A 25,215-nucleotide genomic window follows, 5' to 3' on the forward strand; every position below is an offset into this window, starting at 1 on the left:
GACTTAACGCTAAATCCGCGATGTTAATTTGATTTTAGCTGTTCAACAAAACGCGCTAGGGCGTTTTATTGGCTGTTTTGTACCCTATCAACAATAGGCGCCAATTTGGCGAAATCACCTTTGATAACCCCGTGAGCTTGGTATGTGAGAATAAGCTTAGTGATGTTGTTGTCTTGCTGGGTAAATTGCCAATTCAGCGCGCCGTGAACTCCCATTCCTCGCAAAGGCCCTAAGCCGCCTGCCATACGCAGCAAGCTGTTTACCTGAATAAAACTGATACGCATATGCTCAGCTGAGTTATCTCCTGTGCTTTCACCAAAGTGACCACCCGCTGCAGGTTGCAGGTTGCAGGGGCAACGTTCCTTCATTTCCCACTATGTGTGATCTTTAGGCCACCACTTATCAATCTTACCCGCTAACGCGTCTCATATTAGCTCCTTTGGGGCGCTAAAACCGTGTTCGTTCAAGTGAGTTAAGTGCACAAAACTCGTTGAAGAAAAAGAGACTACGGAAATTCCCGTGAAGATAAATTTTTTTATGTGCGTAAAGTGAGGCATGCTATTCCTGTTTTTTGTTATTATATTTGAATCGAATATCAGCTTATTAATCAATGCAATAAAGTGCTACTTAATAGGTTTATCACATACTTTAGTACGCTAAAGTGAGAGTTTCAGTATGAGTAAGTGTATTTTCCTTGCTCGCATAAGGACAACGCCAGTTAAACATGCATCTTAAATACGCTTTGAGTTTAAAAGAAATTACCGCCAAGCCTAGTCGCCGATTGATTAACCACGCACTTAAAGATGACAAAGCGCTGCAAGCTACGTTCATTGGGCAGGCTAGGGCGCGCGAAGCATTGGACTTCGGTTTAGGCCTAAACGCCAAAGGGTATAACTTGTATGTGATGGGGGAGCAAGCCACCGGCCGGTTTACCTTAGTGCATGAATATATCGCTAAGTATGTGCAAAAAGTGCTCACGCCAGATGACTGGTGCTACATCAATAATTTTGAAGACGAGCGTGAACCCTTTGCGTTGCGTCTACCCCCAGGGGAAAGTAAGCGCCTCGTAAAGGAAATGGGCAAGTTGGTAGATGAATTGCTCGATACATTTCCCGCTGCATTTGATAACCCAGGTTACCAGCGCAAAAAAGTAGCCATAACCCGAGAGTTTGATCAGCGTTATGATCACGCCATTGACTCTGTTGAGCAACTTGCACAAGCTCAAAATGTGGCTTTGTATGAAGAAAATGGCAATATCAGTTTTTCACCTATTGTTGATGGAAAGCCCATTACCGATGCGGATTTTGCCAAGCTAAGTGATGAGGAGCGTCAGCGCTACTATCAGTTAATTGATGAATTGGAAAATCGCTTAGGCGAGGCATTAATTGAACTGCCTAAGTGGAAACGAGCGTCTTCAGAGCAGCTTAGGCATCTTAAAAAGGACACAGCAGAGCAGGGCATTAAACCCTTACTTAAAGAATTGGAACATCTTTATGCGTCTGATTTAGGCATTTTAAAGTTTCTACGGCAATTAAAACCTCACTTGGTCGAAACGATAGTGGAGATTTTGGCAGATGATAAAAAAGACGATAAACATGACGAATACGATCGTCGTTCCGTACTTGAAGAACAATATTTACCTAATATTCTGGTCAGCCATGAGTTAAATAGTGGTGCACCGGTTATTTATGAAGCCAATCCTACGCATCAAAACTTGTTTGGCCGTGTTGAATATACCAATGTTTCAGGCTCGGTTTTTACTAACTATCGCATGATCCGCCCGGGAGCGTTGCACCGTGCTAATGGCGGTTATTTATTGCTAGATGTAGACAAGTTGATTTTACAGCCATATGCCTGGGAAACGTTGAAGCTAGTGCTCAAATCTGGGTATTTGAAAATGGACTTGCCACAACCAGATGTGGGCATGGTCAATTCAATCACGCTGAATCCGCAACACATCCCCATTAACGTTAAAGTGGTGCTGCTTGGTTCCCGGGAGTTGTATTACAACTTGCAAGATTTTGATGATGAATTTTATGAAATGTTCCGGGTATTGGTCGATTTTGATCATGAAATTCAGTTAGACAAAAAAACACTTTATGACTTTGTCGGCAGAGTAAGGCATCAAGTGTCACAATTGGGATTAAGCAGTATTTCACCTAAGGCAATGTATCGTCTTGTAGAATACAGTTTACGTATGGCAGAGCATCAACAAAGATTGTCAGCGCGCTTCTCAGATGTCATTGAATTGCTCAACGAGAGTCTTTATTTCTGTCGCCAGGGTCACGCATTAGACTTAGATGTGACGCATATTGAAGCGGCGTTGAGTGCTAAGACGCGCCGAACTGGCCGCGTAAGCGAAGCAGTGCTTGACGACATCAAACAGGGACAAATCTTGATTGCGACCGAGGGCGTGGATGTAGGTAAAGTTAATGGCCTCACTGTGCTTGAAGTGGGGGATAGCTTATTTGGTACCCCAGCGCGCATTACGTCTACCGTGTATGCTGGGGCGAACGGTGTTGTTGATATTGAACGAGAAGTTGAACTCGGCCAGCCTATCCACTCCAAAGGGGTTATGCTATTAACGGGCTATTTAGGCCATAAATATGCGCAGCTATTCCCGCTGACCTTATCAGCCAATATCGCTATTGAACAATCGTACGGTCATATAGACGGCGATAGCGCCTCGCTAGCGGAATTGGTGGCGCTGATCTCAGCCCTGACCAACATTCCTACCCGCCAAGATCTCGCCATAACAGGCTCAATCAATCAGTATGGCCAAGTGCAATCGGTAGGTGGAGTAAATGAAAAAATTGAAGGCTTTTTCAAACTTTGCCAACACCGGGGATTAACCGGAAATCAAGGGGCGATTATTCCTAAGTCGAATCAGATTTCCCTTATGTTAGATAAAGAGGTCGTTGCGGCGGTGAAGTTAGGCAAATTTCATATATGCGTCGTGGAAACAGTTGATCAAGCACTTGAGTTATTGATGAACAAAGAAGTGGGAGTGATGAATACTAAAGGGCGCTACCCCAAAGGCACCATAAATTATATGGCAGTGAGTAGTTTGCTCAACATCGCTAACGTGGTCAATGGCGCAGATGATGAATAGGCGTGATTAACATGCACTATTTAGATGCCACTTTTGAACTGCTTTGATAGACTGCCGCGAAAATTATTGATAACTAGAGATAGAACATGCAAATCGAAAAAGACACAGTTGTACAGTTTAAATATACCATTACCGAACTAGATGGTACTGAGCTTGAGAATAACCGCGATGCAGAGCCCGTAGCTTACCTTCATGGGCACGACAATATGATGCCAGGCGTTGAAAGCGCTTTAGAAGGTAAAAGTGTCGGCGATACTTTTTCAGTAGAGCTTGAACCTGCGCAAACCTATGGTGAAATTCGTGATGATGCACAGCAACGTATTCCTATGAAGCATCTGCAAGACGATAAAGGGACGAAAAAGTGGAAAGCGGGCATGACTGCGGTAGTAAACACCGAGCAAGGTCAACGTGAAGTGACGGTACTTAAGGTAGGTAAATTTATGGTGACCGTGGATTTGAATCATCCGATGGCGGGAAAAACACTAAACTTTGCTTTAGAGGTAGTTGATGTACGCCAAGCGACACCTGAAGAAATTCAGCATGGGCATGCTCATGGCGTTGGCGGTCATCACCATTAATAGGTGCTTCGATTGATGCATTTTTTGATTAAGGCAATGCGTCAACCTAAGCAAGAGCCCGTTATCTCGGAAATGATCAATTGCGAGATGATAAAGGGCTCTTCATGATGGTGTGCTATTTACGGGGCAACTCGATTTTCTTCTCGTCACTTTGGCGGAATAAGACCAGTGTATGCCCAATGGTTTGTAGCTTTTCAGCTTTCGTTTCACGGATAATGGCATCCATGATTAAGCCTTTTTCTTCTCTGTCGTCAGTAGGGACTTTAACTTTAATGAGTTCATGATGGCTAAGAGCGCCTTCAATTTCAGCCAGTACGCCTTCAGTTAATCCATTTGCACCAAGTTGAACTACTGGCTTAAGTGAATGTGCGAGGCCTTTAAGGTGTTGTTTTTGCTTGTTTGATAGAGTCATTGAGTAATATTTCTTACAATTATATTGAATGTGAACAGTTGAAAACCAGTATTCTAGCGCCATCTTCCAAGTATTCCTAATGACAAACGAAGCCAATGGGTAAAAATAAGCAATCTGAAAGCAGTAAACGCTGGTTAAAAGAGCACTTTGACGATAAATATGTCATTCAAGCAAAAAAACAAGGTTTGCGCTCCCGTGCGGTGTTTAAACTTGAAGAAATTCAAGCAAAAGACGGTCTAATAAAACCCGGTATGACGGTGGTTGACTTAGGTGCTGCTCCTGGTGGCTGGTCGCAATATGCGGTTAAGCAAGTTGGGGATAACGGCCATGTTATAGCGTGTGATATTTTGTCGATGGACCCATTACCTGGTGTTGATTTTTTGATGGGTGATTTCCGTGAAGAAGCTGTATTGGATGCGTTATTGAACAAAATCGGCGGAAAAAACGTAGATGTAGTGATGTCTGATATGGCGCCGAACATGACGGGCAATGATACAGCAGATCAGGCGAAATCCATGTATCTAGTCGAACTGTCACTGGATATGTGTCGTCAGGTCTTAAAGAAAAACGGCAGTTACACCGTAAAAGTGTTTATGGGGGAAGGTTTTGACCAATTCTTTACTGAAGTCAAAAATGCTTTCAAAGTAGTCAAAACACGTAAACCAGATTCATCTCGTGCGCGTTCCAGAGAGGTTTATCTGGTAGCGACGGGCTTTAAATTATAGTAGTCTCAGGCGTGAGCTACGCAACAGAATTGAAATAACAGAGGTCAACAACTTGAGCGACATGGCAAAAAATTTAATCTTATGGTTGGTCATAGCTGTCGTTTTGATGTCAGTCTTCCAGAGTTTTTCTCCGGGGGAGTCATCAAAGGTACAAACGGATTATACAACGTTTCTTAAAGAGGCAAATCAAGGACAAATCCGTGAAGTACGTATAGATAGTGAATCACGTGAAATCAAAGGAACAAAGCGTTCTGGGGAAAGTTTCTCTACTTATATCCCTTACTTTGATGATCAGCTTATTTCAGATTTGGTGAAACAAGATGTAAAAATTCTTGGTGAGCCGCCTGAAGAGCCTTCTTTACTTACCTCTATTTTCATCTCATGGTTTCCTATGTTGTTGCTCATTGGCGTGTGGATATTCTTCATGCGTCAAATGCAAGGCGGAGGCGGCGGCCGTGGCGCTATGTCATTCGGTAAAAGCAAAGCGCGTTTGATGGGCGAAGACCAGATCAAAACGACCTTTGCAGATGTAGCAGGCTGTGATGAAGCGAAAGAGGATGTAGTTGAACTTGTCGACTTCCTGCGTGACCCAAGCAAATTCCAAAAGTTAGGCGGACGTATTCCTACAGGCGTGCTGCTAGTGGGTCCTCCAGGAACGGGTAAAACCCTTCTGGCTAAAGCCATTGCTGGTGAAGCGAAAGTACCATTCTTCTCAATTTCAGGTTCTGATTTCGTTGAAATGTTTGTGGGTGTAGGTGCATCTCGTGTACGTGACATGTTCGAACAAGCGAAAAAGGCCGCACCATGTATCATATTCATTGACGAAATTGATGCTGTTGGTCGCCAACGTGGTGCCGGCATGGGCGGTGGTCATGACGAACGTGAACAAACATTGAACCAGATGTTGGTTGAAATGGATGGCTTCGGAGGGAATGAGGGTATTATCGTTATCGCTGCGACTAACCGTCCTGACGTACTTGACCCTGCATTGTTGCGCCCAGGTCGTTTTGACCGTCAAGTGCATGTAGGTTTACCGGATATTCGTGGACGCGAGCAGATCCTAAAAGTTCATATGCGCAAAGTGCCTTTAGGAGACAATGTTGAACCGTCTTACATCGCTCGTGGTACGCCTGGTTTTTCTGGGGCTGATTTAGCCAACCTAGTAAACGAAGCTGCATTATTTGCTGCCAGAAGTGGTAAGCGCACCGTTTCAATGGAAGAGTTTGATAAAGCCAAAGACAAGATAATGATGGGCTCTGAGCGCAAAAACATGGTCATGTCAGAGGAAGAGAAAACGAATACTGCTTATCATGAAGCGGGACATGCAATTGTTGGTCGCTTAGTACCAGAGCACGACCCTGTTTACAAAGTATCGATTATCCCACGTGGACGAGCGTTGGGCGTGACCATGTACTTGCCTGAGCAAGATAGATACAGCCATAGTAAACAACACCTTGAAAGCATGATCTCAAGTTTGTTTGGTGGCCGGATCGCAGAAGCGCTTACGCTAGGTGAAGATCGCGTAACCACTGGTGCATCAAATGATATTGAACGTGCTACCGACATTGCGCGCAAGATGGTGACACAATGGGGCTTGTCTACCAAGATGGGTCCTATGCTTTATGCTGAAGAAGAGGGTGAAGTGTTTCTTGGACGCAGCATGGCGAAATCCAAACATATGTCAGATGATACAGCCCGTGCTATCGATGCTGAAGTGAAGTCTCTAATCGACCGAAACTATTCACGTGCAGAGAAAATATTGACCGACAACATCGATATTTTGCACGCCATGAAAGATTGTTTGATGAAATATGAGACCATTGATGCCAAACAAATTGATGATCTGATGGCGCGCACAGATGTTCGTCCTCCTGCTGATTGGATCGAAGATTCAAAAAATGACGATACTCCTCCAACAGGCGGTGCATCAGTCAGCGAAGAGCCAAAAGGCGATGCTGACGAAAAAGCAGAGACGAAGAAATCTGATCCTACGGTTGGTAAACCAGGTGATGCTACTCACTAATTAGATGAGTCGTTAATACAACGCTTTGTTGAGTGATCAACAAAGCGTTTTTTTTAAGCTCAGCTTAGGTATACCAATTACATTCATGAATTTTCGCCATAAAACACTAAAGCTTGATTCCCCTAAAGTGATGGGGATTTTAAACGTCACGCCTGATTCTTTTTCAGACGGTGGTCAATATGCGCCTTTAAATAAGGCTATTGAACATGCAGCAGAAATGATTGCATCCGGCGCTGACTTTATAGACGTGGGTGGCGAATCCACTCGCCCAGGTGCGGCTGACGTTGCTGAGCAGGAAGAACTCGATAGGGTAATACCTGTCATTGAAGCCCTTAATAAACGTTTTGACGCGGTCATTTCAATTGATACTAGTAAGGCTGCGGTAATGAAAGCCGCTGTGAATGCAGGTGCGGGGCTCATTAATGACGTGAGAGCTTTGCAAGAGCCTGACGCTTTAGAGGTTGCACTAAGCGCTCAAGTACCCGTTTGTTTGATGCATATGCGTGGTCAGCCTCGTAGTATGCAGGATGCGCCTCATTACGATAATGTATGCAATGACGTGCAAAATTTCTTAATGGCCCGAGCCAAGGTTTGTATTGAGGCAGGTATCAGAAAAGAGTGTATTTTATTCGATCCAGGTTTTGGGTTTGGTAAAAGTTTGAACCATAATTATCAGTTACTTGCGCAGTTGGAAAATTTGCACAAATTGGGTTACCCCTTACTGGTAGGTATGTCTAGAAAATCTATGATAGGCCAGCTTCTTAATCGTCCATTAGAAGAACGACTAGCAGGCAGTGTAGCGCTGGCGACTATTGCTGCGCTTAAAGGTGCGCAAATTATTCGTGTACACGATGTAAATGAAACGGTTGATGCAGTCAAAATTGTATCTATGTTACAAAGGGAAAATAAAAATGAGTGACAGAAAATATTTCGGAACCGACGGTATTCGTGGCAAAGTCGGTGAGAACATGATTAACCCAGAGTTCGTTATGAAACTAGGCTGGGCTGCAGGTAAAGTGCTTGCTGGAAGTGGCACGAATAAAGTGCTTATCGGAAAAGATACGCGCATTTCTGGCTATATGTTGGAATCAGCGCTAGAGGCCGGCCTTTCTGCTGCGGGTATTAATATCGGTTTACTTGGGCCTATGCCGACCCCTGCTATCGCTTATTTAACTAAAACTTTTCGTTCAGAGGCAGGTATTGTTATTAGTGCATCACACAATCCCTATTACGATAATGGCATTAAATTTTTCTCTGCTGATGGCACTAAATTAGATGATGACATTGAGCTTGCGATTGAAGCCGAAATGGAAAAACCTATGCAATGTGTCGCATCTGACAAATTGGGTAAAGCCGTACGTATTGCCGATGCTGCTGGGCGCTATATCGAGTTTTGTAAAGGCAATTTTCCATCAAATCTTTCTTTGAAAGGGTTGAAGATCGTTGTGGATTGCGCTCATGGAGCAACCTACCACATAGCACCTAATGTATTGAGTGAGCTAGGCGCTGAAGTCATCGAAATTGGAACAGAGCCCGATGGATTAAATATCAATCGTAAAGTAGGCGCCACCTCGATGAAAGCCATCGTTGATAGTGTGATCAAAAATAAAGCCGATCTTGGATTTGCCCTAGACGGTGATGGAGACCGCATCATGCTCGTCGATCACCACGGAAACGTGATTGATGGTGACCAAATTGTTTATATCGTTGCGCGTGATGCCCTCAAGTCTGGCAAGCTCAAAGGCGGAGTGGTTGGCACTGTTATGAGTAACTTAGGACTAGAAGTCGCATTGAGTACTCTTGGTGTACCATTTGAACGTAGTAATGTGGGCGACCGCTATGTGCTTGAACTGCTTCGCCAAAAAGGCTGGTCGATCGGCGGTGAGGGCTCTGGTCATGTGTTAAATTTAGATGCTGCATCTACTGGCGATGGTATTGTGGCCGGCTTACAAGTATTGGCCGCGATGCTAAATGCGAATATGACCTTGAATGAATTGAGTCGCGGTATGACCAAATTCCCGCAAACCTTAATCAACGTGCGGTTTAACGAAGGTGATACACCATTAGCTGCCGATGAAGTTAAAAACAGCGTGCTTGAAGCCGAGGTTGCGCTTGGCGAAAGAGGCAGGGTACTGCTGCGTAAGAGTGGTACAGAACCACTCATTCGCGTCATGGTTGAAGCGAACGATGGGACTGATTCTCGCAAGTGGGCAGAACATATTGCAGACGCCGTACGCAAGGCAACTGGGCAATAAAACGGCAATATTAATTAACTGTCGATATTTACTGAATAAACTCGTTAAAATTCAACTCTGCTACTTGTATATTGGTAGCAGGTTGGTTAATATCTCGCGCGCTTTTCACTGGCACTACAGGAGTTAGGATGCAAATGAATAACCGTCGACCTATAGTCGCAGGTAATTGGAAAATGAACGGCAATCTTGCGTTAATTAAGCAAGTTGAAGACACATTTTCTAAGGCTGATGTATCTCATGTAGATGTTGTGGTTTGCCCACCGTTTCCTTATTTAGGTGGATTCAACGACAGTAATTTTGCCTTAGGCGGCCAAAATATCAGTCAATTTGAATCTGGTGCGCACACCGGCGAAATCGCCGTGGGCATGTTGAAAGAAATGAAGTGCCAATATGTTATATTGGGTCATTCAGAACGACGTGCTGATAACAACGAGTCAAATGAATTGGTTGCCGACAAAATTGAGCTGGCTTTAGCCCATAAGCTCATCCCTTTGTTTTGTGTCGGTGAACCAGAAGATGTGCGTGAAAGCGGTCAATTATTCGATTTTATCGCGGCACAAATTGATGCGGTAATAAATAAAGTGGGTATTGCAGCATTTAACGATATTGTTATCGCCTACGAGCCTATTTGGGCAATTGGAACTGGCAAAACTGCTAGTCCCGAGCAAGCACAAGAAGTACATGCATTTATACGTCAACATTTGGCAAAGCAAGATAGCAAAATTGCTAACCAATGCGTGATTTTATACGGTGGAAGCGTCAAAGGCAGTAATGCTGATGAATTGTTTTCACAACCCGATGTTGATGGCGGTTTGATTGGCGGAGCCAGTTTAAATCCAGAAGATTTTTTAAGCATTTGCTTAGCGGCAAAGCGATAGAGGCGACAGATGTTTTACGAAGTTTTGATTGTAGTTTATTTAATAGTAGCGATTATGTTGATCGGCTTTGTTCTTATCCAACAAGGCAAAGGAGCAGACATGGGCGCTTCGTTTGGTAGTGGCGGTTCAAACACTGTATTTGGTTCAACGGGTTCAGGTAATTTTCTGACGCGTACTACTGCGATATTGGCTACATTCTTTTTCGTGATCAGCCTTATTCTAGGTAATCAAACTGCAGATAAAGAAAAAGCAGTTGATGACTGGCAGAATATTGAAGTTCCTGTGTTAGATGAGCCTGCTCAATCTACAGCAGCACCTGTTGAATCTGATGTACCCGTTACTACATCAGACGCACCAGCGAGTGATGTTCCTCAAAGCTAAAAAAATTACCACGCGGATGTGGTGGAATTGGTAGACACGCAGCCTTGAGGGGGCTGTGGCTTAGGCCGTGGGAGTTCGAGTCTCCCCATCCGCACCATTTTATGAAAAAGGCTGTAACGTGAGTTACGGCCTTTTTTTATGGCACGTGTTTTCGTTAATTATCTTCGTCAATCAGCGCGTAAATTGGATATTTTATTCATGAGTCAAATTAGCCTACAAAATATTTCTACGGTACTAAGCAGCACGACGAACAGTTTTCGTTTCCCGCCAGTATCCGCAGAATTTGCAGTGGGAGAATTTGTCGCTATTGTGGGGCCTTCTGGGGTAGGGAAGTCGACTTTACTTAGGCTGATTGCCGGCTTAGAGCACCTTACGCAAGGAAGTATCTTGTTCGATGGTGAGCCAGTTGAGCATTTACCTACTCAGCAACGCAATGTTGGTATGGTCTTTCAAAATTACGCTTTGTTCCCCCACCTAAACGTAGCAGACAACTTGGGATATGCTCTGAACGTCAAAAAGGTTAAGCAGTCACAAGTGACCCATGAGGTTGCCCTCGTAGCTAAGCGTTTAGCCATTAGTGACCTACTCGGCAGATACCCTAAACAACTATCAGGAGGGCAAAGACAACGCGTGGCTATTGGTAGGGCTATGCTGTCAAAGCCGCAATTATTTTTATTTGATGAGCCATTTTCTAATCTTGATCCTGAACTGCGAATAGAAATGCGTCAGCAGTTAAAAAGACTGCATTTGGGGTTAGCCACGACCACCCTGTTTGTTACACATGATCAACATGAAGCTATGGCATTAGCTCAGCGTATATTGCTTTTGAGTCATAACGGTGTGGAACAATTTGACACCCCTGAGAATATCTACCGTTCACCCAATAACGTTTATGTGGCTCGCTTTTTTGGTGAGCCTAAAATCAATTTATTTGACGTTAAGGCTAATAATCAAGGATTACAACTAACAGGAAAGATTGAGCATCGTATTTTTTGTGATGTGCCCGAAGTGCTGTACCGGCAAAAACTACTAATGGGAATAAGACCAAGGGCATTCAGGGTTTCACTTCTGCCCATCCCTCAAGGGATCCAAATGAACGTCGCTAAAGTAGAGTACTTAGGCGATGTTCAATATCTCTATTTGTCACCCTTGATTAATTCGTCGCAGGTCGCTGAGTCTTCACCGCCTGTTGACTCGGCTCCTTTGATGAATAACGTCGAAAACAAAGCAAATGGCGATCTCGATCAAGGAGGTCATCTGGTGGTCGTTTTATCGAGTGAAGCTGTGGATGTAGGCCAAGAGATTTATCTTACTTTTGCGCTGGCAGACACGCTCTTATTCGATGAAAATGAAAAACGTATTTCGCTTTAACTAAGCCTGTATACCCTATGCTATACAAATTTGGGTTTAAGTGTGCGCATTAGAGTCGCGAAATAGTCCTGTAAGCTTACTGGGTAAAATCTGAAATGGTACATTGCTGACATCTTCGGGCTGGGCCTGTGAGCCAATTAATACGGTGTTGAATGCTATTGATGTAAAGTTTTACTAGCTCCGCAAGCATCCGCTTTGTCTAACTAGTTTGCTAAAAATGCTTAGCAAAAAATCAGCAGCCCCTTAATCCAAATACTTAATGTTCAAGCACCAACTCTATTCGGTATCCGCGCGAATTTAAGCAATCAACTCATGGTTTACTCGCAAGGTAGATAACTGAATTAAATCAATTGCCTGTTCTTTACTAACTAGACTTGCAATCAAGCCTAAAATCCGTACAATACGGCGTCCTTTTATCTAGCAGTAAATCGTTAGATAGCTAAAAAGGTACATAAGTTAACGTTAACGCTACAACGAGTTTGAGGCATTTATGGTTACTATTCGTTTACAGCGTGGTGGCGCGAAAAAGCGTCCATTTTATCAAGTAGTGGTTGCTGACAGCCGTCGTTCACGCGATGGTCGTTTTATTGAAAACATCGGTTTCTTTAATCCTACAGCACAAGGTCAAGAAGAGCGTTTACGTCTTGATCTAGACCGCGTAGAGCATTGGGTAGGAAATGGCGCAGGCCTTTCTGACCGTGTTGCTCGCTTGGTTAAAGATGCACAAAAAGCAGCTGCTTAATTGCAATTGCAAAGAAAGATTGAGGTATAAATGAGTCACGCGTCTGACACATTAGTGATGGGCAAAATCGGCGCACCTTACGGTGTTAAAGGTTGGGTCAAAATCACTTCATATACCGATGAATTAGACGGTATTTTTAGTTATACCCCTTGGCTTGTGGGCCAAGAAGGGAATACTAAAGAAATCGTTGTTGACCAATGGCGAACCCACAATAAGGGATTGGTTGCCAAACTGGTTGGGGTTGAAACAAGAGACGATGCTGAAAGTATCAAAAATCTCGACATTTCAATTAAAGCTCAACAGCTACCTCAATTAGATGGTGATGAATTTTATTGGAGAGAGTTGGTCGGCATGCAAGTCGTAACCGAACAGGGTTACAACTTAGGTGTCGTGAAAGAATTATTCGAAACGGGTGCGAATGACGTCATGTTAATCAAAGCCAATTTGAAAGATGCTTTCGGTCAAAAAGAACGCATGGTGCCTTACTTAATCGACCAAGTCGTTAAGAAAGTGGACCGTGAGGCGAAAACCATACAGGTTGATTGGGATCCGAGCTTTTAATGAGTTCAGATACACAGCGTTGGTTTGGGGTAGTGAGTCTGTTTCCTGAAATGTTTCAGACTTTTACCGAACAGGGCGTAACAGGACGAGCTGTAAAAAGCGGTAAGTTGAAAGTAGATTTCTTTAATCCAAGAGATTTTACTCACGACAAACATCGTACTGTTGACGACCGACCATACGGTGGTGGTCCAGGAATGCTGATGATGGTTCAGCCTCTATTAGACGCAATTCGTGCAGCCAAACAGGCTGCCGAGAAAAAAACTAAGGTGATTTATCTCTCGCCTCAGGGGAAAACATTAACACAACGTGGTGTGAAGCAGCTTTCTGAAAATGAAAGTGTGATTCTAGTCGCCGGTCGCTACGAAGGTATCGACGAGAGAGTAATAGAAGCTGAAATAGACGAAGAATGGTCTGTTGGTGACTATATTCTCAGCGGTGGTGAACTACCTGCGATGATCTTAATGGATGCGGTCGCAAGACTGGTACCTGGTGTATTAGGGCATGCACAATCTGCCGAGCAAGATTCGTTTAGCGACGGTTTGCTAGATTGTCCGCACTATACCCGACCAGAAAACTTGAACGGCCAATCAGTTCCTTCTGTATTGTTGAGCGGTGATCATCAAAAAATCAAACAGTGGCGTGATAAACAGTCGCTAGGTAGAACCTGGCAACGACGCCCTGAATTATTAAACGACCTAGCTCTGACTGAGGAGCAGCAACGTTTGTTAGATGAATATCAGCAAGAGTTGTTGCAGCAAAATGGCAGTTATTCTGGGATGAGAGGATATGATGAGTAAAGTCAATCAAGATATCATCAAGCGCATTGAAGAAGCACAGTTAAAATCTGATGTTCCTGCATTTGGCCCTGGTGATACAGTTGTTGTTCAAGTACGCGTTAAAGAAGGCGAGAAAGAGCGTCTTCAGGCATACGAAGGCGTTGTAATCGCTAAACGTAACCGTGGCCTACACTCTGCTTTTACAGTTCGTAAGATTTCTAGCGGCGAAGGTGTTGAGCGTACGTTCCAAACCCACAGCCCTGCAATTAGTTCAATTGCTGTGAAACGTCGTGGCGATGTTCGTCGTGCTAAGCTTTATTACTTGCGTGACCGTTCAGGTCGTTCTGCACGTATCAAAGAAAAGCTTAACTAATATTAATTTTGCGTTACCGTTAACTTATAAAAAAGCCCGCATTTTGCGGGCTTTTTACTGCCTGGTACTTAACTCGAATAACTCACCACTTCAGCTTCAATACTTTCGCTGAGCATAAAGTAAAAACGCCTTCCCGGCTCATAATCCCCATGGTTAAACGTTTTAAACCCTAATGTTGTGACACATTTTTCTACGGTATCTAGTTCATTGACCAAGATCCCAAGATGATTCACTTTGCCTATGTTGCGATGATCGATATCGCCGTTTTTAAAGTGTTTTGGCTTATACAAAGCCAAGTAAGCCGTTTCTGATCCCACATGCACGGTATAACCGTCATCTTTAGCAGGGCCTGACCAACGAATATGCCAGTTAAATAACTGACAAAGTATTTCTGCCGTTTTGTCAGGGTCGGTGACGGTTAAATTAACGTGTTCAAACATAGCTGGGCGCATAATTATTCCTCTTCGTGACTGGATTATTGTATGGCGACAGCTTAATATCTAAAGCTAACTTTAGATCAAGAAAAAGTTGAGTTTATTTTTATGCCACAGGAACCACTGGTCAGTATTGGCTTTATCGCAAAGCGCACTGGTAACGCGGTTTCCTTGATCCGCTACTATGCCAACCAAGAAATTATTCCGTCCGTTCGCACTCCTGGTGGCAGCCGAGTCTTCCCTCGTTCAGTCATACGCAGGGTGTCCTTTATTCTCATTGCACAAAATATGGGTTACAGCTTGGATGAAATACGCCAATTATTAAACGCATTGCCTGATAACCGAACACCGACAAAAGACGATTGGACCTCCTTAAGTGAGGTATTTAATCAGCGTATTGAGCAGCGTATTGCTGAGCTTACCCAGCTTAAATCGTCATTAGCGGGATGTATTGGTTGTGGCTGCCTGTCTTTAGACAAATGTCGTCTGTACAATAAAGAAGATAACATCGCGACAAAAGGTGCGGGGGCGAGATTTTTATTAGACGATAGGCCGAATTTATAACCGCATAATGGCGAGCAATTGAATGCTTAATAAACATGACAAGAATTAAAACACTAAAGGCAAAAAAGTTGGCTGTGAACAACAAAGACGCACCAAACACTAGCGCTACAATGCATCCACGTAATGTACACCGAAACGGTTACCCAATGTCAGCGTTGTGTCAAAGTTACCCTATACTTGAGGCACATGTGGTTAAGGCGAAGAGCGGTCAGCAGAGCATTGATTTCTCGAAAGCGGCGTCTGTTAAAGCGCTTAATGCAGCACTGCTTATTCATTATTACGGGTTGAATATGTGGGATATACCCGACGGGTATTTGTGCCCGCCGGTGCCAGGCCGAGCAGACTATATTCATGGCCTTGCTGAGCTGTTAGCCAAAGAAAATAAGGGAGTTGTACCCACAGGTAATAGTATAAAAGGGCTAGATGTTGGCTTAGGCGCTAATGCTATTTACTCGATTATCGGTAGCCAAACCTATGGCTGGCGCTTTGTGGGCAGTGATATTGACGACGTTGCCCTGAAATCAGCGACGGCTTTAGTTAATAACAATCCTAAATTGAAGCCCTTACTCGCTGTGCGTAAACAGCATGACAAAGCTCAGATTTTTACCGGTATCATTCAGCCCGACGAACATTTTGCGTTTAGTCTGTGCAACCCACCGTTCCATAAATCTGCTCAAGAGGCTGCCACGGGAAGCCTGCGAAAAGTAAAGGGACTTGGGCGTCATAAGCAGAAACACAACAACACAAGTAAAGCACAACCGATAACGGCAAATAAACTTAACTTTGCCGGGCAAAGCAACGAGCTATGGTGTGAAGGTGGCGAATTGGCATTTATACAGCGAATGATCAAGGAAAGTGTCGAGTATCAATCTCAGGTTGAGTGGTTCACCTGCTTAGTGTCAAAAAGTGCGCATCTTAAAGCCATCGAAACCAGTGTTCGCTATTTTGGGGCTAAGCAGTTTATGAAAATTGAAATGGGCCAAGGCCAAAAAATAAGTCGGTTTGTGGCATGGAAGTTCTGAGACTGGAGAATAAAGCAGTAAAGAGTGACGCAGTAAAAGGTCAGACACTAGAGTACAAAGGGTGTCTGTATTTCATTCTTGCGTCAATCGAGTATTAGGTCCGAAAACACTAAGCAAAATAGCGTTAACTATACGGCGATACTTATCTTATGTCGCGATAATGGAACCAGAACCATAAAAGCAGGAGTAGCAATGGAAAAGTTGACTGAAAAAGAAAAAATGTTAACAGGCGAGTTATATTTTCCGAGTAATAAAGTGCTACAGCAAGACAGAGCCAAAGCGAAAGCCGCATGTCAGCAGTTTAATTTAGCATCTGAGGCTGAGCGAAAACCCGCAATGAAAACCTTGCAAAGCATATTTGCGGATTCACCTAATTCATGGATAGAGCCAACTTTTCACTGCGATTACGGTTACAACATTCGTGTGGGCAGAAACTTTTATGCTAACCATAATGTGGTTATTTTAGACGCTGCCGCTGTTACCTTTGGCGATGATGTGATGCTTGCCCCTGGCGTGCTCATCTCCACTGCGTCGCATCCACTTGATGCTAAAAGACGTAACAAAGGCTTGGAAACGGCACGACCAATCACTATTGGCAACAGTGTGTGGATAGGCATGGGGGCAAAAATTTTGGATGGGGTGACGATAGGTGACAACGCAGTTATTGCTGCAGGGGCAGTGGTGAATAAAGATGTTGCTGAAAATACTGTAGTTGCGGGTGTACCAGCTGTGGCTATTCGCCAAATTGATAACACGACATTAGATGAAGGATGTGCCAAATAGTGAGCTTAGCTTGAGCCATATTTCAGTGAAAGACAAACGCCAAAGGGTTACACCGTCTTTAGTTAGTTCTGTTGAAGGATTATTGCTTGCCCATCCCCTAGGGATAAGTGAGTACGACTTGCTTAAACGGTTACAGACTTCATTTGGTGATTTTCAGGTGGCCTCGGCTGCTAAATTTGAGCAGAGGACCGCCGAATACGCCTTTGAGGGGTCAAACGATACTTCTAGTGAGCTCTCGTCTGTGCAACCAGTTCAGCATAGCGCCGAGCTATTTTCATCGTTATCATTGAGTGAGCCCTTAGCTCTATTTCGCACCCACTTTGTTCTCTTTAATGCGTTATATCAGCTACGGCAAACTTGGCGAGAGCAGGGTATTGGTGATATCGATATTTATACCCTTAATATTCGACCTTTACCGCTTAATGCGCAGGGCAGCAAAAATAGTCTTTCGATAGCCGATCCATTGGCGGAATATTACTTGGATTGGGATAACTTCACCGAAACCTCCCAAGCTGAGGTGGAAGCGTTACTGGATAACTTTTGGCTAAATTATCAGCAGGAAGAGACCCCCTCAGAGTTACAAAAGAGCGGTGATACACAACAGCTTGAGAAAAGTTATGCCGTGCTAGCGCTTCCTATTAATGCGCCATTAAAGGCAGTGAAACGCCAATATTTGAAGCTTATTCATCAGCACCATCCTGATAAAGGCGGTGACGTGCATAGCGCACAGACGTTACAGGGAGCATATGCTTACATACTTAAAAATCAGGGGATTAGATAGGCTTAGGAGAGACACAAAAAAGCCCTGCTAAACAGGGCTTTGTATATTTATTGAGTTGTGTTTACTGCGCTTTCATTGTTTTTAACTGCTCATCAGTGAGCAAACCACGACGCTCAAGCAAGGGCCATACTTTTGGATCTTGGCCTCTGAAGCGACGATACATGATCATCGGGTCTTCAGTGCCGCCAGTTTCAAGAACATGTTCACGGTAGCCGCTCGCAGTGTCTTGATCGAAAATGCCGTTTTGGCTAAACACTTGCCATGTATCAGCGTCATAAATGTTCGACCAGATATAGCCATAATACCCTGATGCATACCCGCCAGAGAATATATGCGAGAAATAGCCTGTGCGATACCTAGGAGTAATTTGTGGGATCAACCCAATCTCATCCATTGCCGCTTTTTCAAATGCATCTGCATCCTGTTCTGTGGCCGTTTCAAGGGTGTGCCATTTCATATCCAGTAATGCTGCCGCCATGTACTCTGTGGTAGCAAAACCTTGATTGAATTTACCTGCAGCTTGAATCTTTTCAATCAAAGTTTGAGGGATCACTTCACCGGTTTTATAGTGCTTGGCAAACTGCGCCAATACTTCGGGCTCCATCATCCAGTTTTCCATCACTTGCGACGGATACTCTACGTAATCACGTGGTAATGAGGTGCCCGTTTGTGACTGATAGTAACCATCGGACAACAAGCCTTGTATAGCGTGGCCAAATTCGTGAAATAAGGTCGATGCTTGATCAAACGTAAGTAGAACCGGCGCGTCGCCTACAGGACGTGGGTAGTTAAGCACATTGTAAATAATCGGCTTAACGTTCTCGCCAAACATTTTTTGCTGTTTACGGTAGGAGTTCATCCAAGCGCCACCACGTTTGCTTTCGCGTACGTAGTAATCCGTCATATAAACGCCAATGCTAGAGCCGTCCTTGTCGAACACTTCGAAGGTACGCACATCTGGGTGATATTTGGGAATATCTTGACGTTCTTTAAAGGTCACTCCCCATAGCTTTTCTGCGGTATAAAAAACGCCTTCACGGGTTGCATCAAGAGAAAAGTACGGCTTAGTTTGCGCTGCGTCCAGATCGTAACGGGCTTTGCGAATTTTTTCAGCATAATACCACCAATCGTAAGCAGCGAGCGTGAAGTCACCGCCTTCTGCTTTGATCATATCTTGCATATCTGCGACTTCGTTTTTCGCTTGAGCTAATGCCGCTGGCCATACTTGGTCTAATAAGCCATAAACATTTTCAGGGTTTTTCGCCATGGCTTTTTCAAGTACAAAATCCGCATAGGTTTTATAATCAAGTAATTGGGCTTTTTGGTAACGTAAGGAGGCAATTTTTGAGGCTAACTTTTTATTATCGTTAGCATTTTCGTTGTCACCACGTTGAATATAACCCTCGTATAAGGCTTTACGTAAATCACGATTTTCAGCGTAGGTCAAAAAAGGATTTTTACTAGGGCGATGAGTGGTAAATACCCATTTACCGTCGTGTCCACGCTCAGTGGCCGTTACTGCGGCAGCAGCAATAATATCCTCGGGTAGTCCAGCTAAGTCATCTTTCGTATCGATAACTAATTCAAAGGCGTTGGTTTCAGCGAGTAAATTCTCACCGAATTGAACTGATAATTTAGATAATTGGCTGTTCAAATCACGTAGTTTCGCTTTATCTACTTCACTTAGGTTAGCGCCACCCCGCACAAATGATTGATAGCTATCAGCAAGCAAGGTTTTCTGATCCACGCGCAAGTCGAGGCTGTCTCTTTGCTCATATACTGATTTAACGCGGGCAAAGAGTTTGGCATTAAGATAGATGTCATCATTTAACGCTGATAAGCGAGATGACATCTTTTTAGCAATGCCCTGCATTTCTTTGCTGGTATCAGTACCGTTTAGCGCGTAAAAAACAGTCGCTACATGATTAAGAGCTTGGCCTGATTTTTCCATCGCTTCGATGGTATTTTCAAATGTGGCAGCTTTACTAGAATTAGCGATGTCGTCAATTTCTTGTTGGTTTTGGACAATGGCAAAATCAAATGCAGGCTCGAAATGTTCAACCTTTATTTTTGAAAATTCAGGCACGCCAAATGGCGCACTTGACTCCGCTAGCAAGGGGTTATTATTTGCGATGTCACCGTTTTGTTGAGATGTTCTTTGCAGCTGAGTAGTGTCTTGCTGGGCAGTCTTTTGGTGCGCTGCGTCCTGATTTGCCTGGCTTGCGGTGTCGGGTTGACACGCAGCAAGCAAAACAGCCAATGCAACTGGGCTGAGTAATGCTTTTTTCATAGGGATCCCTGAGTTAAATACTTTTGACGACTATGTTGTCGTTCGATTTTGTTTATTGTGATGTCTCTTACCGGTGCACTGTCATGCTTGGGTAATACTAAAGACTATCGCGATATGCTATGTGACCGCAAATTTGTTGACCTATACTGGTGTACGCAAAGTGTAAGCGTTGATGTGCAGCTATAAGCGCTGGTGATGAGTGTGATTTTTCTAGGGTGTTTTGCGCGTATTTTGAGCTAACAGACGAATAAATTAATTAATTCTTGCGAAAAAAATTATCAAATGTTAAAAAGTCAATCAAATTACATAAAAAGTTAATTTGCAGTTGTAATTATATGTTTACATTTAATCGGCCGCTTGCTTTAAACATGTTATTTCCAGTTCGACTGCCATGCAGTTCGTGTTTTACCCTTTACCTTGTGAGTCTAAGATTATGTTACGCGACAACATCAATAATATTAACGTTACCTCTGAACAGGTACTTGTTACCCCTGAAACCTTAAAGAGTGAGCTTCCCGTTACGGACCACGCTTTATCTGTGATCCAATCTTCACGTCAAATTATTTCTGACATTATTCATCGTCGTGATCATCGATTTCTGGTTATCAGTGGACCATGCTCAATACATGATATTGAAGCCGCAAAAGAATACGCACTTAAACTTAAAGAGCTACACGAGTCATGCAAAGACACGTTATACATAGTGATGCGGGTGTATTTTGAGAAACCACGTACGACCGTCGGTTGGAAAGGACTGATCAACGACCCACATATTGATGATACGTTTGATATTGAAACAGGTTTACGTAAAGCGCGGGAGTTACTCATTTGGTTGGCGGAGCTTGAAATTCCAGTTGCTACAGAAGCGCTTGACCCGATTAGCCCTCAGTATTTAGCTGAGTTATTCAGCTGGTCGGCAATTGGCGCGCGTACTTCTGAGTCACAAACTCACCGTGAAATGGCTAGCGGCTTATCTATGCCTGTAGGTTTTAAAAACGGCACAGATGGTAGCCTAGGTATTGCTATTAATGCACTACAATCGGCCGCATCAGGTCACAGTTTCATGGGGATAAATGGCGAAGGGCAGGTGAGCGTGATCCAAACTCAAGGTAATCCTGATGGCCATATTATTCTTCGTGGTGGTAAGCAACCAAACTATGATTCTGTTTGCGTGGCAGATTGCGAAGAAGAAATGCGCGCTGCAAAATTAAGTGCTGGTTTAGTCGTGGATTGTAGCCATGCGAACTCTAGTAAAGACTACCGCCGCCAGCCATTGGTAGCACAAAATGTGGTGAATCAAATACTCGGTGGTAACCAATCAGTGATTGGCATTATGTTAGAAAGCCATTTAAATGCGGGCAATCAAAGCAATAAAGGTAAGACGCCTAGTGAGCTAGAGTATGGTGTGTCTATCACCGATGGTTGTATCAATTGGGAATCAACAGATGAGTTAATTAACCACATGCGTGATAAACTTATTACTGTATTGCCTTTGCGGTTAAATAAACTTAACAGCCCAAATTAAAAGGAACTTGAATGCCAACCGAACTAGAAATATTACGCGACCAAATTGATAGCCTAGATTCTGAGCTAGTGGGGCTGTTAGCAAAGCGTGCTGCGCTGACTGAACAGGTTGGTGTGTATAAAAGTAAGGTTGGTTTGCCTATTTATGTTCCCGCTCGTGAAGCCGAATTAATTGAGCAGCGCTGTGAACAAGCTAAAGCGTTAGGTGTTCCTCCTGCATTAGTCGAAGACTTATTGCGCCGAATTATGCGTGAGTCGTATCACACGCAAAATAAACGTTATATGTGTTGTGCTCCGCAGGTTAACAATATAGTTGTTATTGGTGGTGGCGGTGCGTTAGGGCGTATTTTCGTGGATATGTTTACCCGAAGCGGTTATAAGGTCGATGTTCTTGAACAAAAAGATTGGCCTAGGGCCGACGCAATGTTCGCAACAGCAAGCTTGGTGCTTGTGGCGGTCCCTATTCAATTAACCGAACAAATCATTGCTAAGCTAGATAATCTGCCTGAAAGTTGCATTTTAGCCGATATCACCAGTACCAAAGCAGTGGCATTGGCTGCCATGTTAAAAGCCCATAAAGGGCCGGTGGTTGGCTTACACCCTATGTTTGGGCCTGATGTATCCAGTATGGTCAAACAGGTTGTGGTTGTATGCCATGGCCGCGAGGAAGACAAATACCAATGGTTATTGCAGCAAATGCGTGTTTGGGGAGCTGCACTACAGGAAACTGATGCTCAAGAGCATGATGATTCAATGGTGTTTATTCAAGTCATGCGCCACTTCTCTAGTTACGTGTTTGGTGCGCATCTGCTGACTGAAAACCCTTCGCTTGATCAACTTATTTCGCTCAGTTCGCCAATCTACCGATTGGAACTGGCTATGGTTGGGCGCTTGTTCGCCCAAGATCCTGCCTTATACACGGATATCATTTTTAATAACAAAGACAGCGTTGCTGTACTCACCAGTTTTAGAGATACCTTTGATCACGCTTTAGATATGCTCAAAAAAGGTGATAAAGGCTCGTTTATTAAATTGTTCTTTAAGATTGGCGCTTGGTTTGGCGATTATTCAAAGCAATCGTTGGTAGACAGCAAAAAGTTACTTCTTAAAGCGAACGATGATCGTACAATAAGCGAGTAATACTCATCCATTAATAGTGTTTTAATATCATGATTTCACGGTTACCAAGGTGGGTGGAGTACGGCGCATTTATATTGGCTATGATAGCCGGTACTGTGAATGCCGTGGGATTATTAGGCTTTACCCACCAAGCTATATCTCATCTATCAGGCACCGCAACGCTTATTGGGGCAAGTTTAAGCCATGTATCGTTAAAAGAGTCGTTTCACCTTTTCGCTATTCTGCTCAGCTTTATGCTGGGGGCAGCTTTCTCTGGCTTTTTCTTACGTAATCGTACTCTCAAGCTATCTCGCCATTATGACTTTTTACTTTTCACGGAGGGATGCCTTTTATTGCTATCCATTTGGTTACTTAGAGAGAATTACGCTGCTGGTCACTATACTGCATCTGCCGCATGTGGTTTGCAAAATGCTCTGGCAACCACCTACAGCGGAGCCATTATCCGGACCACTCACATGACAGGGATTTTTACCGATTTGGGGATCATGTTAGGCGAACGGTTAAGACAGAAAAGCTTTGATAAGCGCAAAATGATATTGTTCTTATTGCTAATCAGCGGGTTTATTAGTGGCGGAGCGATTGGCACCAGTTTATTTACCTACTTCGGTTTTAACGCGTTGTTAATGCCGGCATCACTATGCTTTGTTCTGGCACTGAGCTACCGCGTTTATCGCAATAAAATGAAAAGAAGGCGCTATTAGCGCCTTCTTTATGTTAAATAGACCCACCTTCTAGGTGGACAATTGCCTTAACTATTCTTCTTTAAGGGCATTGACTGCAGCAATTTTGGTTGGGTTTATTTCATCATTGGGATAGCAGCCCAATATTTTGAAATAACGAGTGGTATTTTTAAGCTCCTCGAGGGCGACTTGCATGGGCCCATCTTGGATATTCCCTTCAACATCAATGTAAAACATCTCCTCCCAAGGGTTACCGGTAATCGGCCTAGATTCGAGTTTAGTCATATTAATGTTGTTACTTTTGAGCACCATTAGGGCCTCTACAAGCGCACCAGACTTTTGTACCGTAGACATGACTAAGGTTGTTTTGGCAGGAACTTGCAACGGCACATTAACCGGTTGACGAGCAACCACGAAGAAACGGCTGTGATTCTCTTTTTGATTAGCAAGGTTAGACTTAATAGCATGTAATCCATATAAAGCACCGCCTGCTTCACTGCCTATAGCGGCCACTGACTCGCTTTGTAATTCATTCACCGTCATCATGGCTGTTGATGTGGCGTCACAGGTTATGACTTCCACATTGCCGAGCTCAGCTAAAAAGTGACTGCACTGGGCAAATACCTGCGGATGCGCATATAAGGTTTTAATGCGGTGAACGTCGGTATTTTTAGAAACTAACAATGCATGTTTAATCGGATGTGTTAACTCGCCAATGATCGACAGATGCGTATGTTGTAATTGGTCGTACACTTCATTGATACTACCAGACGATGTATTTTCAATCGGCAATACGGCGTAGTCAGCTTCGTTGGTTTCTACTTTTTTGATGATTTCGCCAAAGCTTTGGCAGCCGATCTCTAAAAGCTCACCCGGGCGACGAGAAAAGTACTTTTGTGTCGCAAGATAACTATAAGAGCCTTTGTCCCCTAAAAACGCCACACGGTTAAGAGGAAGACTACTACCCGGATTCGCTCTTTCAGCTAACAACGCTTGCTGATTAAGTACTGAATCTTCAATGATCACATGAAACAACTGAGTCACATAATGGGCATCTAGACCGTGACCTTGACCGCGCTTAATCAAACTGACGAGCAGCTGTTCTTCGCGCTTATGATCCCTTACTGGAATATGATGGGTTATTTTAGTTTCAGCCACTTGATTGGTACATTGCTGGCGCTCTGCAAGCAGTTTAAGTAACTGCTGATCAATTGAGGTAATTTGTTCTCTTAGTTTATCTAGCTCCACGACCGACATTTTACTCACTTCCATAAACAGGTTAAAAGGCCTTTTTGGTAAGGCATAAGTTCTTTGTACATAAATGATTTAACACAGGCTTGGCGCGCTGAAACTACTATCAGTTAGGCTATTGAATCTATTAACTCAGACGCCTGATGTCAATCATTACCTTATGCCAAAATGGCCTTTAGACGCGTAAAACTCTATAAACTGGTTAAAAACCTAAGTTTTGCCCGCGAAATTACTCCTCAAGAAGGGAAATAAGTAGCATCTTAACTTGTTCCACTTCAAAAGGTTTATCGCACAAAGCATTCACCCCTGTCTGGTGAATGTTGGCCATATGCAAGCTATTAACAGATTCAGAAGTCACCATAATAATGGGAATATGAGAGGTTTCAGTGTTAAAACGGATGAACTCTGATAATTCTCTACCATCCATTTCCGGCATATTGTAATCAGTGACCACTAAATCAAAGGTGTGCTCTTTAAGTTTACTTAACGCCGTTGCGCCATTCTCGGCTTCGATTATTTGCTCAATCCCCAGTCCTTGCAGAACACGTTTTATATGATT

The 25,215-nt window shown here is 43.6% G+C and carries 26 protein-coding genes and 1 tRNA gene; 21 read left to right on the top strand and 6 right to left on the bottom strand.

The genetic code is table 11. The features are described 5' to 3' along the window. Positions 1-65: 65 nt before the first annotated feature. A complete protein-coding gene (locus tag GMES_RS22895) occupies positions 66-368 on the bottom strand; it encodes a hypothetical protein (RefSeq protein WP_226990349.1) in 303 nt (100 codons plus the stop codon). 356 nt (positions 369-724) lie between these two features. Between GMES_RS22895 and GMES_RS19880 the strand changes: the two genes are divergently transcribed. Both GMES_RS19880 and GMES_RS19885 read left to right on the top strand, forming a co-directional pair. Beyond that, complete coding sequence (locus GMES_RS19880; protein ID WP_006994611.1) at positions 725-3,112, top strand: Lon protease family protein; 2,388 nt, start codon at positions 725-727, stop codon at positions 3,110-3,112. Positions 3,113-3,198: 86 nt separating this feature from the next. Continuing rightward, the gene (locus GMES_RS19885) at positions 3,199-3,690 is read left to right on the top strand and encodes an FKBP-type peptidyl-prolyl cis-trans isomerase (RefSeq protein WP_006994612.1); all 492 of its coding nucleotides are present in this window, start codon (positions 3,199-3,201) and stop codon (positions 3,688-3,690) included. Between the two features lie 115 nt (positions 3,691-3,805). Here the strand turns inward: GMES_RS19885 and yhbY are convergent, their stop codons facing one another. Continuing rightward, positions 3,806-4,102, bottom strand: a complete 297-nt coding sequence (yhbY, locus tag GMES_RS19890) for a ribosome assembly RNA-binding protein YhbY (RefSeq protein ID WP_006994613.1) — start codon at positions 4,100-4,102, stop codon at positions 3,806-3,808. 95 nt (positions 4,103-4,197) lie between these two features. On the opposite strand from yhbY, the gene rlmE reads away from it, so the two are divergent. The 12 genes from rlmE (at position 4,198) to rplS (ending at position 14,187) form a co-directional block, all read left to right on the top strand. Beyond that, complete coding sequence (rlmE, locus tag GMES_RS19895) at positions 4,198-4,827, top strand: 23S rRNA (uridine(2552)-2'-O)-methyltransferase RlmE (protein WP_006994614.1); 630 nt, start codon at positions 4,198-4,200, stop codon at positions 4,825-4,827. 52 nt (positions 4,828-4,879) lie between these two features. Beyond that, positions 4,880-6,850 carry an ATP-dependent zinc metalloprotease FtsH gene (ftsH, locus tag GMES_RS19900; protein WP_039987870.1) on the top strand — a complete coding sequence of 657 codons (1,971 nt, stop codon included), beginning with the start codon at positions 4,880-4,882 and terminating at the stop codon, positions 6,848-6,850. A gap of 85 nt (positions 6,851-6,935) precedes the next feature. Continuing rightward, the gene (folP, locus tag GMES_RS19905; RefSeq protein WP_006994616.1) at positions 6,936-7,769 is read left to right on the top strand and encodes a dihydropteroate synthase; all 834 of its coding nucleotides are present in this window, start codon (positions 6,936-6,938) and stop codon (positions 7,767-7,769) included. Next, positions 7,762-9,105 (top strand): phosphoglucosamine mutase, encoded by a 1,344-nt coding sequence (gene glmM / locus GMES_RS19910; protein WP_006994617.1) that lies wholly within the window; start codon positions 7,762-7,764, stop codon positions 9,103-9,105. The genes folP and glmM overlap by 8 nt, the downstream gene beginning before the upstream one ends. Positions 9,106-9,233: 128 nt before the next feature. Further along, entirely contained in the window at positions 9,234-9,983 is a 750-nt protein-coding gene (gene tpiA / locus GMES_RS19915) for a triose-phosphate isomerase (RefSeq protein WP_006994618.1), read from the top strand. A 9-nt stretch (positions 9,984-9,992) separates the two neighbouring features. Continuing rightward, positions 9,993-10,364: a preprotein translocase subunit SecG gene (gene secG / locus GMES_RS19920; protein WP_033187421.1), complete on the top strand. Its 372-nt coding sequence runs from the start codon at positions 9,993-9,995 to the stop codon at positions 10,362-10,364. 12 nt (positions 10,365-10,376) lie between these two features. After that, positions 10,377-10,461 (top strand) — tRNA-Leu (locus GMES_RS19925). Positions 10,462-10,562: 101 nt separating this feature from the next. Beyond that, a complete protein-coding gene (locus GMES_RS19930; protein ID WP_033187595.1) occupies positions 10,563-11,735 on the top strand; it encodes an ABC transporter ATP-binding protein in 1,173 nt (390 codons plus the stop codon). A 490-nt stretch (positions 11,736-12,225) separates the two neighbouring features. Next, positions 12,226-12,477: a 30S ribosomal protein S16 gene (rpsP, locus tag GMES_RS19935; protein WP_006994621.1), complete on the top strand. Its 252-nt coding sequence runs from the start codon at positions 12,226-12,228 to the stop codon at positions 12,475-12,477. A 30-nt stretch (positions 12,478-12,507) separates the two neighbouring features. Then, complete coding sequence (gene rimM / locus GMES_RS19940; RefSeq protein WP_006994622.1) at positions 12,508-13,038, top strand: ribosome maturation factor RimM; 531 nt, start codon at positions 12,508-12,510, stop codon at positions 13,036-13,038. Then, positions 13,038-13,835, top strand: a complete 798-nt coding sequence (gene trmD, locus GMES_RS19945; protein ID WP_006994623.1) for a tRNA (guanosine(37)-N1)-methyltransferase TrmD — start codon at positions 13,038-13,040, stop codon at positions 13,833-13,835. The genes rimM and trmD overlap by 1 nt, the downstream gene beginning before the upstream one ends. Further along, entirely contained in the window at positions 13,828-14,187 is a 360-nt protein-coding gene (gene rplS / locus GMES_RS19950) for a 50S ribosomal protein L19 (protein WP_006994624.1), read from the top strand. Before trmD ends, rplS begins: the two co-directional genes overlap by 8 nt. 68 nt (positions 14,188-14,255) lie before the next feature. On the opposite strand, the gene GMES_RS19955 is transcribed toward rplS, so the two are convergent. Continuing rightward, a complete protein-coding gene (locus tag GMES_RS19955; RefSeq protein ID WP_006994625.1) occupies positions 14,256-14,639 on the bottom strand; it encodes a VOC family protein in 384 nt (127 codons plus the stop codon). A 90-nt stretch (positions 14,640-14,729) separates the two neighbouring features. Here GMES_RS19955 and soxR point away from each other — a divergent pair, with 90 nt between their 5' ends. The 4 genes from soxR to GMES_RS19975 all read left to right on the top strand — a co-directional run bounded on the left by soxR (position 14,730) and on the right by GMES_RS19975 (position 17,771). Further along, the gene (soxR, locus tag GMES_RS19960; protein WP_006994626.1) at positions 14,730-15,185 is read left to right on the top strand and encodes a redox-sensitive transcriptional activator SoxR; all 456 of its coding nucleotides are present in this window, start codon (positions 14,730-14,732) and stop codon (positions 15,183-15,185) included. Positions 15,186-15,295: 110 nt separating this feature from the next. Further along, positions 15,296-16,207 (top strand): 23S rRNA (adenine(1618)-N(6))-methyltransferase RlmF, encoded by a 912-nt coding sequence (rlmF, locus tag GMES_RS19965; protein ID WP_039987882.1) that lies wholly within the window; start codon positions 15,296-15,298, stop codon positions 16,205-16,207. A gap of 192 nt (positions 16,208-16,399) precedes the next feature. Continuing rightward, the gene (locus tag GMES_RS19970; RefSeq protein WP_006994628.1) at positions 16,400-16,990 is read left to right on the top strand and encodes a sugar O-acetyltransferase; all 591 of its coding nucleotides are present in this window, start codon (positions 16,400-16,402) and stop codon (positions 16,988-16,990) included. A gap of 10 nt (positions 16,991-17,000) precedes the next feature. Continuing rightward, complete coding sequence (locus tag GMES_RS19975; RefSeq protein WP_226990350.1) at positions 17,001-17,771, top strand: DNA-J related domain-containing protein; 771 nt, start codon at positions 17,001-17,003, stop codon at positions 17,769-17,771. Between the two features lie 61 nt (positions 17,772-17,832). Here the strand turns inward: GMES_RS19975 and GMES_RS19980 are convergent, their stop codons facing one another. Then, positions 17,833-20,061: a M3 family metallopeptidase gene (locus tag GMES_RS19980; protein ID WP_006994630.1), complete on the bottom strand. Its 2,229-nt coding sequence runs from the start codon at positions 20,059-20,061 to the stop codon at positions 17,833-17,835. Between the two features lie 433 nt (positions 20,062-20,494). On the opposite strand from GMES_RS19980, the gene GMES_RS19985 reads away from it, so the two are divergent. From GMES_RS19985 to GMES_RS19995, 3 genes are read left to right on the top strand one after another with little or no spacing between them, the layout of a single operon-like run. Continuing rightward, entirely contained in the window at positions 20,495-21,586 is a 1,092-nt protein-coding gene (locus tag GMES_RS19985; protein ID WP_006994631.1) for a 3-deoxy-7-phosphoheptulonate synthase, read from the top strand. An 11-nt stretch (positions 21,587-21,597) separates the two neighbouring features. Further along, a complete protein-coding gene (tyrA, locus tag GMES_RS19990; RefSeq protein ID WP_006994632.1) occupies positions 21,598-22,725 on the top strand; it encodes a bifunctional chorismate mutase/prephenate dehydrogenase in 1,128 nt (375 codons plus the stop codon). Positions 22,726-22,754: 29 nt separating this feature from the next. After that, on the top strand, positions 22,755-23,426 hold the full coding sequence (locus GMES_RS19995) for a YoaK family protein (protein WP_006994633.1): 672 nt from the start codon (positions 22,755-22,757) through the stop codon (positions 23,424-23,426). 51 nt (positions 23,427-23,477) lie between these two features. Here GMES_RS19995 and pheA read toward each other — a convergent pair whose 3' ends face one another. Beyond that, positions 23,478-24,677: a prephenate dehydratase gene (pheA, locus tag GMES_RS20000; protein ID WP_006994634.1), complete on the bottom strand. Its 1,200-nt coding sequence runs from the start codon at positions 24,675-24,677 to the stop codon at positions 23,478-23,480. A gap of 208 nt (positions 24,678-24,885) precedes the next feature. Continuing rightward, a partial coding sequence (locus GMES_RS20005) for a response regulator (RefSeq protein WP_039987872.1) occupies positions 24,886-25,215 on the bottom strand: 330 nt, incomplete at its 5' end.

Origin of the sequence: Paraglaciecola mesophila KMM 241 (assembly GCF_000315015.1) — a bacterium.
Taxonomy (GTDB): Bacteria; Pseudomonadota; Gammaproteobacteria; order Enterobacterales; family Alteromonadaceae; genus Paraglaciecola; species Paraglaciecola mesophila.